Origin of the sequence: Enterobacter sp. DTU_2021_1002640_1_SI_PRY_ASU_LCPMC_013 (genome assembly GCF_032389435.1) — a bacterium.
GTDB lineage: Bacteria > Pseudomonadota > Gammaproteobacteria > Enterobacterales > Enterobacteriaceae > Enterobacter > Enterobacter hormaechei_C.
The window spans coordinates 4,300,190-4,312,330 of the sequence record NZ_CP135594.1; the positions used below are offsets into that span (position 1 = coordinate 4,300,190).

Consider the following 12,141-nt stretch of genomic DNA (forward strand, 5'->3'; position numbering starts at 1 on the left):
GGGGTTAGCGAAAGCTGGCATTTGTTTTACTTTTCCGGCGCATAAAGTCAAAATTAGGAATTCGTTACGTCTCAGACTTCATCTGGCGCCAACATTCGTGCGCAGTGGACCAGCGAGTATACCTGAAGAAAGGACTTTTGATGCTTTTAGCAACAGCACTGTTAATAATTGGTTTACTGTTGGTGGTCTACAGTGCTGACCGTTTGGTCTTTGCCGCATCCATTCTCTGTCGACTCATTGGCATGCCGCCCATCATTATCGGCATGACGGTGGTCAGTGTAGGCACATCGCTTCCTGAAATCATCGTTTCTGTTTCAGCCTCGCTGCATGGGCAGGTCGACCTCGCTATCGGCACCGCGATTGGCTCTAACATCGTCAATATCTTACTGATTTTAGGCTTAGCCGCATTACTGCATCCATTTCGCGTGCATTCTGATGTTTTGCGCCGGGAATTGCCGTTAATGTTAGTCGTCAGTCTGCTGGCAGGCTACGTACTTTATGACGGGGTGCTGAGCGTCGGTGACGGTATATTCCTGCTCGCCCTGGCCGTGATCTGGTTGCTTTACAGCGTGAAGATCGCACGTCTGGCGGAAAAACAGGGTAACGATAGCCTCACGCGTGAGCATCTCGCCGAGCTGCCCCGGGAAGGGACCTTACCCGTCGCCCTGCTGTGGCTGGGCGTCGCGCTAATCATCATGCCAATGGCCACGCGGATGGTGGTCGATAACGCGACGGTGCTGGCGAACGCGTTTGCGATGAGCGAACTGACAATCGGTCTGACGGTAATCGCCATCGGCACCAGCCTGCCAGAGCTGGCCACCGCCATCGCCGGGGCGCGTAAAGGGGAAGATGATATCGCCATCGGCAATATCATTGGCTCGAATATTTTCAATATCGCAATCGTGACAGGGCTGCCGGCGCTAATCTCGCCGGGGCCGTTTAACCCTATGGTTTTCACGCGCGATTACGGTGTGATGCTGCTGGTCAGCGTGATTTTCGCCCTGCTCTGCTGGCGGCGAAAAGAGCAGATCGGCAAAGGCGCAGGCGCGCTGCTGACGGGTGGATTTATCGTATGGCTGGCGATGCTGTACTGGCTTTCGCCTCTTCTCTCTGGGTAAACGGAAACGCATTATGTCGCAAATAGAATTGCAGCCGGGTTTTGACTTTCAGAAAGCAGGCAAAGACGTTCTGGAGATTGAACGTGAAGGTCTGGCGCAGTTAGATCAGTACATTAATCAGGATTTTAGTCTGGCCTGTGAGAAGATGTTCTACTGTGCCGGCAAAGTCGTGGTGATGGGGATGGGCAAATCCGGCCATATCGGACGCAAAATGGCGGCGACCTTTGCCAGTACCGGCACGTCGTCATTCTTCGTTCATCCCGGTGAAGCCGCGCACGGTGACCTCGGCATGGTTACGCCGCAGGACGTGGTTATTGCGCTGTCCAACTCCGGGGAATCGAATGAAATCCTGGCGTTGATCCCGGTGCTGAAGCGCCTGCACGTACCGCTGATTTGCATGACCAGCCGACCGGAAAGCAGCATGGCGCGTGCGGCGGATATTCACCTGTGCGTGAAGGTGCCTAAAGAAGCCTGTCCGCTGGGGCTGGCGCCGACCTCCAGCACAACCGCCGCGCTGGTGATGGGCGATGCCCTTGCCGTTGCGCTGCTGGAAGCCCGCGGTTTTACGCCTGAAGATTTCGCCCTGTCTCACCCCGGCGGCGCGCTCGGGCGCAAACTGCTGCTGCGGGTTAACGATATTATGCACACCGGGGATGAGATCCCGCACGTGAGCAAAGAGGCCTCTTTGCGCGACGCGTTACTGGAGATCACCCGTAAAAACCTGGGCATGACGGTTATCTGCGACGATCTGATGAAGATTCAGGGCATTTTCACCGACGGCGACCTGCGCCGGGTATTCGATATGGGTGTGGATGTCCGAACGCTGGGCATTGCTGATGTGATGACGCCAGGCGGGATCCGCGTCCGTCCGGGCACGCTGGCGGTAGATGTGCTGAACCTGATGCAGTCCCGTCATATTACCTCAGTGATGGTTGCCGATGGCGACCAACTGCTGGGTGTGGTACATATGCATGATCTGCTGCGCGCTGGCGTAGTGTAATGAAGGATAAGACAATGAGTAATGCGGGTGCATCCCTTGCAACCTGTTATGGCCCGGTGAGCGCCCACATGATGGCAAAGGCGGAAAATATCCGCCTGCTGATCCTCGATGTGGATGGTGTGCTCTCCGACGGTCTGATTTATATGGGCAATAACGGCGAAGAGCTGAAAGCCTTTAACGTTCGCGACGGTTACGGTATCCGCTGTGCGCTCACGTCCGGAATTGAAGTTGCAATCATCACCGGGCGGAAAGCTAAACTGGTAGAAGATCGGTGTGAAACGCTGGGCATTACCCATCTGTATCAGGGGCAGTCTGATAAGATGGTAGCTTTCCGGGATCTGCTGGGAAAACTGGCCATTGCACCAGAGAATGTGGCATACGTCGGGGATGATTTAATCGACTGGCCAGTGATGGCGGAGGTGGGTCTGAGCATCGCCGTGGCTGACGCGCACCCGCTGCTGATCCCGCGTGCTGATTACGTTACCCATATTCACGGTGGCCGCGGCGCCGTCCGTGAAGTCTGCGATCTGCTTCTGCTGTCGCAGGGCAAGCTTGATGAGGCGAAAGGGCAATCGATATGAGTAAAACCAGACGTTGGGTTATCATTCTGCTTGCGCTTGTCGCCCTGGTACTGATTGGCGTCAACCTCGCTGACCGCGATGATACGCAAGCGGAAGTGGTTAACACGAGCGACCCGACCTATAAAAGCGATCACAGCGACACCGTGGTCTATAGCCCGGAAGGCGCGCTGAACTATCGCCTCGTTGCTCAGCATGTAGAATATTTTTCAGATGACGGTACCTCGTGGTTTACCCAACCGGTCATGACCACCTTTGATACGGACAAAGTGCCGACGTGGTCTATCAAGTCTGACCGGGCAAAACTGACAAATGACCGTATGCTTTACCTGTATGGTCACGTTGAAGTCAACGCCCTGACCGCTGACGCGCAACTGCGAAAAATTACGACGGATAACGCCCAGATCAACCTGGTCACCCAGGATGTCACGTCGCAGGATCTAGTCACCCTGTATGGCACAACATTTAATTCCAGCGGTTTAAGAATGCGCGGGAACTTACGCAGCAAAAACGCCGAGCTGATTGAAAAGGTTAGAACCTCCTATGAAATTCAAAACAAACAAACTCAGCCTTAAAGTTGTTATCGCCAGCGCGCTGCTGGCGGCCAGTCTTCCCGCGCTTGCTGTGACTGGCGACACCGAACAGCCGATTCATATTGAATCCGATACCCAGTCTCTGGATATGCAGGGTAACGTCGTCACCTTTACCGGCAACGTCGTCATGACCCAGGGCACAATTAAAATCAACGCCGACAAAGTGGTCGTTACCCGTCCGGGCGGCGAGCAGGGCAAAGAGATTATCGATGGTTATGGCAACCCGGCCACCTTCTACCAGATGCAGGACAACGGCAAGCCGGTGAAAGGTCATGCCTCGCATATGCATTATGAACTGGCGAAGGATCTGGTCATCCTGACCGGTAATGCTTACCTGGAACAGCTGGACAGCAATATCAAAGGCGACAAGATCACCTATCTGGTGAAAGAGCAGAAAATGCAGGCCTCCAGCGAAAAAGGCAAACGCGTCACGACCGTGCTTGTGCCTTCGCAGTTGCAGGACAAGAACAACGGTCAGGCTCCGGCACAAAAAAAGAGTAACTAATTCGTTATGGCAACTTTAACTGCAAAAAACCTCGCGAAAGCGTATAAGGGCCGCCGCGTCGTCGAAGATGTCAGTCTGACCGTCAACTCCGGCGAAATCGTGGGTTTGCTTGGCCCTAACGGGGCGGGTAAAACCACGACCTTCTACATGGTGGTGGGCATCGTCCCGCGTGACGCCGGCAACATCATCATCGATGATGAAGATATCAGCCTGCTGCCGCTTCATGCCCGCGCGCGTCGTGGCATCGGCTATCTGCCGCAGGAAGCGTCTATCTTCCGCCGCTTAAGCGTGTTCGACAACCTGATGGCCGTGCTCCAGATCCGTGACGATCTGACCAGCGAGCAGCGCACTGACCGTGCGAACGAGCTGATGGAAGAGTTTCATATTGAACATCTGCGTGACAGCCTCGGTCAGGCGCTGTCCGGTGGTGAACGTCGCCGCGTTGAGATTGCGCGCGCGCTGGCAGCAAACCCAAAATTCATCCTGCTGGATGAACCGTTTGCGGGCGTTGACCCCATCTCCGTTATCGATATCAAACGTATCATTGAGCACCTGCGCGACAGCGGGCTTGGCGTACTGATCACGGACCACAACGTTCGTGAAACGCTGGCCGTGTGTGAGCGCGCCTACATAGTGAGCCAGGGCCATCTGATTGCCCACGGTACGCCGCAGCAAATCCTCGAAGATGAGCATGTTAAGCGCGTGTACCTTGGGGAAGACTTTAGACTCTGATAGGGTAGAGGTTAAGTCACGCCGAACCGGAGAAAAACGCTCTGAACATGAAGCAAGGTTTGCAATTACGGCTCAGCCAGCAACTGGCCATGACGCCGCAGCTACAGCAGGCAATCCGTCTGTTGCAGCTGTCCACGTTAGAACTCCAGCAGGAGCTCCAGCAGGCGCTGGACAGCAATCCGCTGCTGGAGCAAACCGATCTTCATGACGAGGTAGACGCCCAGCAGACGCAGGACACAGAAACGCTCGACTCCGTAGATGCGCTTGAACAGAAAGAGATGCCGGACGAACTGCCGCTGGATGCCAGCTGGGACGAAATCTACACCGCGGGTACCCCTTCCGGGACGCGCGCAGACTACCAGGACGATGAACTCCCGGTCTACCAGGGCGAAACCACCCAGTCGCTTCAGGACTACCTGATGTGGCAGGTAGAGCTGACCCCTTTCTCCGATACCGATCGCGCCATTGCCACCTCGATTGTCGATGCCGTTGACGACACGGGCTATTTGACCGTGACGCTGGACGAGATTCTGGAAAGCATCGGCGATGACGAGATTGAACTGGAAGAGATCGAAGCCGTTCTGAAACGCGTTCAGCGTTTCGACCCGATAGGTGTCGCCGCGAAAGATCTGCGCGACTGCCTTCTGATCCAGCTTTCGCAGTTTGCCAAAGAGACACCGTGGATTGACGAAGCCCGGCTCATCATCAGCGATCATCTGGATCTGCTGGCGAATCACGACTTCCGCACCCTGATGCGCGTCACACGCCTGAAAGAAGAGGTGCTGAAGGAAGCGGTGAATCTGATCCAGTCGCTCGATCCGCGTCCGGGGCAGTCGATCCAGACCAGCGAACCGGAATATGTCATCCCCGATGTGCTGGTGAGAAAACACAATGGCCGCTGGGTCGTTGAACTGAACGCCGACAGCATTCCTCGCCTGCAAATCAACCAGCAATACGCCTCCATGTGCACCAGCGCCCGTAATGACGCTGATAATCAATACATTCGCAGCAACCTTCAGGAAGCACGCTGGTTGATCAAGAGCCTGGAGAGCCGTAATGACACGCTGCTGCGCGTCAGCCGCTGTATTGTCGAACAGCAGCAGGCGTTCTTTGAGCAGGGCGAAGAGTTTATGAAACCGATGGTGCTGGCAGACATCGCCCAGGCCGTCGAGATGCATGAATCAACCATTTCTCGCGTGACCACGCAGAAGTATCTGCACAGCCCACGCGGTATTTTTGAGCTTAAGTATTTCTTCTCCAGCCACGTGAACACCGAAGGCGGCGGCGAAGCCTCGTCAACGGCTATTCGCGCACTGGTGAAGAAGTTGATCGCCGCGGAGAACCCCGCGAAGCCACTCAGTGACAGTAAGTTAACCACCATGCTGTCCGATCAGGGTATTATGGTGGCACGTCGTACTGTCGCGAAGTATCGAGAGTCTTTATCCATTCCGCCGTCTAACCAGCGTAAACAACTGGTTTGACACAACCGATAAGGAAGACACTATGCAGCTCAATATCACCGGACATAACGTCGAGATTACTGAGGCTTTACGCGATTTTGTAAACACTAAGTTTGCGAAACTCGAGCAGTATTTCGAGAGGATCAACCAGGTCTATGTTGTGTTGAAAGTGGAGAAAGTGACGCATATCTCGGATGCGACCCTGCACGTCAACGGAGGGGAACTCCATGCCAGTGCGGAAGGGCAAGACATGTACGCGGCTATCGACGGCTTGATTGATAAGCTTGCGAGACAGCTCAATAAACATAAAGATAAACTGAAACAACACTAATTGTCCGGGCAGTTAACGGGTGCAGGACGGCCTGTTGTGAAACACAACAGGCCATTTGTACAGTTAGCGCTTAGGTGAAATTATGATAAACAACGATTCCGCTCTTCAACTGAGCAATGTCCTTAACCAGGATTGTACCCGCAGTGGCGTTCACTGCCAGAGCAAAAAACGTGCGCTGGAAATCATCAGTGAGCTGGCCGCAAAACAGCTGGGTCTGCCGCCGCAGATCGTGTTTGAAGCCATTCTGACCCGTGAAAAAATGGGCAGTACCGGCATCGGCAATGGCATTGCGATCCCGCATGGCAAGCTGGAAGAAGATACGCTGCGTGCCGTGGGGGTGTTTGTGCAACTGGAAACGCCTATCGCTTTTGACGCCATTGATAACCAGCCTGTGGATCTGCTCTTCGCGCTGCTGGTTCCTGCCGATCAGACCAAAACCCACCTGCACACGCTGTCGCTGGTTGCCAAACGCCTGGCGGATAAAACCATTTGTCGTCGACTGCGCTCAGCCCAAAGTGATGAAGAGCTTTATCAAATTATCACTGAAGCAGAAGGCAATCAGGATGAGGCATAATCGGGAAGGGGCCTTCAGAACGGCTGCCCTGAGGAGAAACGGAACATGGTGCTGATGATCGTCAGCGGTCGTTCGGGGTCCGGGAAGTCCGTGGCCCTGCGTGCGCTGGAAGACATGGGATTTTACTGTGTAGATAACCTGCCGGTAGTGTTGTTACCCGATCTGGCGCGGACGCTGGCGGACAGGCAAATCTCTGCCGCCGTCAGTATTGACGTGCGTAACATGCCGGAATCGCCGGAAATCTTCGAGCAGGCAATGAACAGCCTGCCGGAATGCTTCTCACCTCAGCTCTTGTTCCTGGACGCTGACCGCAACACGCTGATCCGCCGTTACAGCGATACACGTCGTTTGCATCCGCTCTCCAGTAAAAATCTTTCGCTGGAAAGCGCCATCGATAAAGAGAGCGATCTGCTTGAGCCGCTGCGTTCCCGGGCTGACCTGATTGTCGACACTTCCGAAATGTCCGTCCACGAGCTGGCGGAAATGCTGCGTACGCGCTTACTCGGCAAGCGCGAGCGTGAACTGACGATGGTGTTTGAATCCTTCGGCTTTAAGCACGGCATACCTATCGATGCGGATTACGTTTTTGATGTGCGTTTCCTGCCGAACCCACACTGGGATCCGAAACTGCGTCCGATGACCGGTCTGGATAAGCCGGTGGCGGCGTTCCTCGACCGACACACAGAAGTACACAATTTTATCTACCAGACGCGAAGCTACCTTGAGCTATGGTTACCTATGCTGGAAACAAACAATCGCAGCTACCTGACGGTGGCGATTGGCTGTACCGGCGGTAAACATCGTTCGGTCTACATTGCCGAACAGCTGGCCGATTACTTCCGCTCACGCGGGAAGAACGTTCAGTCCCGTCATCGCACGCTGGAAAAACGCAAAACATGACCGTAAAACAGACCGTCGAAATCACCAACAAGCTGGGCATGCATGCGCGCCCGGCGATGAAGCTGTTTGAACTGATGCAGGGTTTTGATGCTGAGGTACTTCTGCGCAACGACGAAGGAACCGAGGCAGAAGCCAACAGCGTGATTGCGCTGCTGATGCTGGATTCTGCCAAAGGCCGCCAGATTGAAGTTGAAGCCACCGGCCCGCAGGAAGAAGAAGCGCTGGCGGCAGTGATTGCCCTGTTCAACGCCGGGTTTGACGAAGACTAACGTTCGCCATGTCGGCGGGTAGCGCTGCGCTTACCCGCCCTACCTAAGATTATTTCGCTCCATAAACCCTTCCCCACCCAGCTGGCGCATCTGACGCATAATCCACGCCTGGCGGCTTCGCACATAGCCTGACGGGGCGCTGGCATTAAAACGCAGCGGGTTCGGCAGCACGGCGGCAAGCAGTGCCGCTTCGGACATAGTCAGCCTGCTGGCGGGCTTGCCAAAATAGCGCTGCGATGCCGCTTCGACACCAAACACGCCGTCACCAAATTCCGCGATATTCAGGTAGACGGTTAAAATGCGTTTTTTGCTCCACACCGTCTCGACGCCCAGCGTCAGCCCGGCCTCCAGCCCTTTTCTCACCCAGCTGCGGCCGTCCCATAAGAACAGGTTTTTTACCGTCTGCTGAGAAAGCGTCGATGCGCCGCGGACGCGGTTTTCATGACGTTCATTATGATCCAGCGCCTTCTCGATAGCCGCCACGTCAAAACCCCAGTGCTCCGGGAATTTCTGATCTTCTGCCGCAATGACCGCCAGCCCCATCCACGGCGAGATTGCATCCATGCTGACCCAGTCAGAATGGGCAACATAGCCAAAATTCCCAGAGAGCCAGGCGCTAATCTGCCGCTCTGCCATCACGGCCGAGAACGGGACGGGCAGGATGCTGAACAGCGCAATACCGCCGCCCCAGAACACAGCCAGGACCAGCACAATACGCAGCAGGATCCGTTTTAACCACCCGCTGGGGGAGAATTTACGACTCATTCGGTCAGGACCAGCACTCTGTCCACCAGCTTTTCAATGCCTGCGGCAGCCTCGGCGATGTTCTGCGCCAGCATATACGCTGGCGTGGTGATGATCTTGTTGTCCTCATCCACCACAATGTCGTCTACCGGACATGGCACGTGTTCGCCGCCCATATCCTCGACAATCTCAGCGGTATCAATGTCGGTTCCGATCGTGAGCCGCAGCGGGAAATCAAAAATCTTCGGCAGCATGGCCGGCGCAATGCAGATAAAGCCCTGCGGCTTACCTGCTGCATGCATCGCCAGCGATAGCGCTTTCAAATCGGGATCGACATGACACGCCGCGCCTTCCGTTGCAAACGTGCTCAGGTTTTTTGCCGCGCCAAAACCGCCCGGCACGATGAGCGCATCAAGCTCAGCGGCATCGGCCTGTGCCAGCGGGTGAATATCGCCGCGCACAATACGCGCCGCTTCAATCAGCACGTTACGGCTTTCCGCCATTGGCTCGCCGGTAAGATGATTAATCACGTCTGCCTGGGTTTTATCCGGAGCGAAGCAAATAACATCTGCTCCCTGGCGCGATAATGCCAGCAGCGTTAATACGGTTTCATGTATCTCTGAACCATCGTAAACACCACATCCGCTCAGCACGACACCAATCTTTTTCATTCTGACGATCCTTCTATGCAACTCGCTGAAGCACATTAAAAATTCTGATTAAAACGCTATGCTTCACACATTTCACTGATTCATGTAACAAACTGTTTAAGATTTGCTATCTTATCTGCGTGCGGCCTCAATTTTCAGGCGGCGTCCATGCGAAAACAACCCATAAAAATCAGGCGCAGCCACGATTTCCCTGGTGTTGGCGCAGTATTCGCGCACCCCGGTATAGCCGGGGTCATTTTTTTCTGGCATCCACCCAGGCTTTCAGCACTGCCACATCGTTTTGCCACTCTTGTTTCATCTCTTCGACCCAATCACCTACGTTATCTTCCCAGGCAGGTAAATCAGGAGACTGAATCTGTTGGCCCAGCTGCTGGAGATGGCGTAACCCGACAGATCCTGCCGCGCCTTTGATTTTATGTCCCTCTTCGACGATGCCCTTCTGGTCACGCGCCGTCAGGTTGGATTCGAGCACGTTCAGATAGCCCGGCATCATTTTTTCGAACACGGCGAGGCCATCGGTGATCAGTTTTGGTCCCACCAGATCGATATACTGCTCCAGCATGGCGGTATCCAGTATCGTTTGGGCTTTAGCGCTATCAACAGACGTCATGGTGCTCTCCTCTTCATCACAGGTATCCCAGAACTTCTTGATCATCGCCGTCAGGGCGGGTACCGCCAGCGGCTTGCTGAGCACATCGTCCATACCGGCCTCGAGATACTCTTTTTTATCTTTCAACACGTTTGCGGTCAACGCCACCAGCGGCGGCAGCTCGTCAGGAGCATATTTACGCGTCAGCTCGCGGGAGATATCCAGCCCGGTCATGTCCGGTAGCTGAATATCGAGCAGCACCAGGTCATACTCGCCCGGCGTGAACATCTCCAGCGCGGCTTTGCCGGTCATCGCCACATCCACGCTATTGCCGAGTTTTTCCAGTACCGACCGGGCGACAATGACGTTCAGCTCAATATCTTCCACCAGCAGGACGTGCAGGGCTGGCAGCGGCATATCGTCGTTCTCAAACGTATCTTCCACCTCTTCCGCCACGGCAGGCGCGTGGACGGTAAGCGTAAAGGTGGAGCCTTTACCCGGCTGGCTGGCAACGGTGATATCCCCGCCCATACTTTTCGCCAGACGTTTCGACACCGCCAGTCCAATGCCCGTACCGGTCGCCGGTTTACCGCCGTGGCTGTCTTTAACCTGATAATACATGGCGAAGATCTTATCCTGCTCTTCCTGAGGAATGCCGATACCCGAGTCCTCAACTTCAAAGTGCAGCATGTCGCCTTCGTCATAGCGAATGCGCACCGCAACCTGCCCCTTCTGGGTAAACTTCACGGCGTTGCTGATGAGGTTCCACAGGATCTGCCGCAGACGTGTGCCGTCCGTCACCACTTTGTGCGGCAACGGCAGCGTTGGCTCCATCACAAAGCTCAACCCTTTTTGCTGAGCCTGTAAACCTGACAGGTTTTCCAGGTCCGCGAGGAAGCCGGTAAAATCAACCGGCTGGTTGTCGAGCTGAACTTTACGGCGCTCCATCTTATCCATGTCGATAATATCATTGAAGATATTACCCAGCGTGACCGCCGAGACGTGGATCGTTTTCAGGTATTTTTCCTGCTCGCTGGTCAGCTCGGTATCCAGCAGAATGCGGCTCAGCCCGACAATGCCATTCAGCGGGGTGCGCAGTTCATGGCTGATGGTGGAGATGAAGGTGGTTTTATCCCGGCTGGCGCGCTCCAGCGCATCCTGATAGCGCTTACGCTCGGTGATATCACGGCCAAAGCCCATCAGACCATGACGTTTCCCCACCCGGTCGTAATAAGGCACTTTGCGGATCTCAAAGCAGGCTTTGCGCCCGTCAGGATAGTCCAGCCACTGCTCATAGGTCAGCGAAACGTTATGGCGGAAGACCTTTTCATCCGTCTCCATCACTTTTGCTGCCGCCTCTTCGGAATAGACATCCTGAGGTTTCAGGTGGATCAGCTGCTTTTCGCTTTTTCCGGTCAACAGTTCCATGGCCCGGTTACAGCCGGAGAACTCTTTATCTTCATTACGGTAGAACACAAGATCCGGCGACGCATCGAGGAACGAGCGCAGGAAAGAGGATTGCTGTTCAAGCTGGATCTGCGTCACTTCACGCTCTTTCATCTCAACTTTTAGCTGCTCAAGCGTGGTCTGACGCTCGGCTTCCGCCTTCTCACGGTCTGAAATTTCCTGATTCAGCTGGGCAATGTTGTCCTTGAGCTGGACGTTGAGTTTGAGATCGCGCTCGCGCATCTCTTCCAGCTTATCCACCAGTTTCGATAAACGCTGTCGGGACTCTTCCAGCTGCTCAACCACCACGGAGAGAAAATAGACCGCCCATGGGGTAATCAGCAGGCCAAAGAAAATAGAGCGGATCACGTCGATGCTCTCGACCTGACCATGCAGAACCATGGTCACGGCCATTTGCACGACGATGGCCAGAACGACCAGCGCCAGCGCCAGCAGCATGGAAAAACGCACCAGCCCGAGCTTCATCATCAGGTCGACGTAGTACTGGGCCAGCATTCGAATTTGCTTCATAGAGGATCCCTTCACGACTTTATCGCTCAATAATACTCAAATTCACGGCGAGGCGTTGAAGGTTGTGAGAAAAAGTGCGGGGTGAAACAGGAGATTAGCC

General features: G+C 54.8%; 14 protein-coding genes. 11 read left to right on the plus strand and 3 right to left on the minus strand.

Going from position 1 to position 12,141, the window contains the following annotated elements; all coding sequences use genetic code 11:
* Positions 1-140 precede the first annotated feature (140 nt).
* From RS584_RS20560 to npr, 11 genes are all read left to right on the plus strand, one after another.
* A complete protein-coding gene (locus RS584_RS20560) occupies positions 141-1,118 on the plus strand; it encodes a calcium/sodium antiporter (RefSeq protein ID WP_003861852.1) in 978 nt (325 codons plus the stop codon).
* A 13-nt stretch (positions 1,119-1,131) separates the two neighbouring features.
* Entirely contained in the window at positions 1,132-2,118 is a 987-nt protein-coding gene (gene kdsD / locus RS584_RS20565; protein ID WP_003861853.1) for an arabinose-5-phosphate isomerase KdsD, read from the plus strand.
* 14 nt (positions 2,119-2,132) lie between these two features.
* A complete protein-coding gene (kdsC, locus tag RS584_RS20570; protein ID WP_017693909.1) occupies positions 2,133-2,699 on the plus strand; it encodes a 3-deoxy-manno-octulosonate-8-phosphatase KdsC in 567 nt (188 codons plus the stop codon).
* Positions 2,696-3,271, plus strand: a complete 576-nt coding sequence (lptC, locus tag RS584_RS20575) for an LPS export ABC transporter periplasmic protein LptC (protein WP_015571983.1) — start codon at positions 2,696-2,698, stop codon at positions 3,269-3,271. Before kdsC ends, lptC begins: the two co-directional genes overlap by 4 nt.
* Positions 3,240-3,794: a lipopolysaccharide ABC transporter substrate-binding protein LptA gene (lptA, locus tag RS584_RS20580; RefSeq protein WP_006812136.1), complete on the plus strand. Its 555-nt coding sequence runs from the start codon at positions 3,240-3,242 to the stop codon at positions 3,792-3,794. Before lptC ends, lptA begins: the two co-directional genes overlap by 32 nt.
* Before the next feature lie 6 nt (positions 3,795-3,800).
* Entirely contained in the window at positions 3,801-4,526 is a 726-nt protein-coding gene (gene lptB, locus RS584_RS20585; RefSeq protein ID WP_003861862.1) for an LPS export ABC transporter ATP-binding protein, read from the plus strand.
* Between the two features lie 47 nt (positions 4,527-4,573).
* Positions 4,574-6,007, plus strand: coding sequence for an RNA polymerase factor sigma-54 (rpoN, locus tag RS584_RS20590; protein WP_003861864.1), 1,434 nt, complete (start codon positions 4,574-4,576; stop codon positions 6,005-6,007).
* A 22-nt stretch (positions 6,008-6,029) separates the two neighbouring features.
* Complete coding sequence (gene hpf / locus RS584_RS20595; RefSeq protein WP_003861866.1) at positions 6,030-6,317, plus strand: ribosome hibernation promoting factor; 288 nt, start codon at positions 6,030-6,032, stop codon at positions 6,315-6,317.
* A gap of 82 nt (positions 6,318-6,399) precedes the next feature.
* Complete coding sequence (gene ptsN / locus RS584_RS20600; protein ID WP_003861869.1) at positions 6,400-6,891, plus strand: PTS IIA-like nitrogen regulatory protein PtsN; 492 nt, start codon at positions 6,400-6,402, stop codon at positions 6,889-6,891.
* A 45-nt stretch (positions 6,892-6,936) separates the two neighbouring features.
* Complete coding sequence (rapZ, locus tag RS584_RS20605; RefSeq protein ID WP_003861870.1) at positions 6,937-7,791, plus strand: RNase adapter RapZ; 855 nt, start codon at positions 6,937-6,939, stop codon at positions 7,789-7,791.
* The gene (npr, locus tag RS584_RS20610) at positions 7,788-8,060 is read left to right on the plus strand and encodes a PTS phosphocarrier protein NPr (RefSeq protein ID WP_003861872.1); all 273 of its coding nucleotides are present in this window, start codon (positions 7,788-7,790) and stop codon (positions 8,058-8,060) included. Before rapZ ends, npr begins: the two co-directional genes overlap by 4 nt.
* 39 nt (positions 8,061-8,099) lie before the next feature.
* On the opposite strand, the gene mtgA is transcribed toward npr, so the two are convergent.
* The 3 genes from mtgA to arcB form a co-directional block, all read right to left on the minus strand.
* Positions 8,100-8,825, minus strand: a complete 726-nt coding sequence (mtgA, locus tag RS584_RS20615; RefSeq protein WP_017382728.1) for a monofunctional biosynthetic peptidoglycan transglycosylase — start codon at positions 8,823-8,825, stop codon at positions 8,100-8,102.
* Positions 8,822-9,475, minus strand: a complete 654-nt coding sequence (gene elbB, locus RS584_RS20620) for an isoprenoid biosynthesis glyoxalase ElbB (RefSeq protein ID WP_047365700.1) — start codon at positions 9,473-9,475, stop codon at positions 8,822-8,824. The genes mtgA and elbB overlap by 4 nt, the downstream gene beginning before the upstream one ends.
* 232 nt (positions 9,476-9,707) lie before the next feature.
* Positions 9,708-12,041 carry an aerobic respiration two-component sensor histidine kinase ArcB gene (gene arcB / locus RS584_RS20625; RefSeq protein ID WP_017382727.1) on the minus strand — a complete coding sequence of 778 codons (2,334 nt, stop codon included), beginning with the start codon at positions 12,039-12,041 and terminating at the stop codon, positions 9,708-9,710.
* Positions 12,042-12,141: the final 100 nt, after the last annotated feature.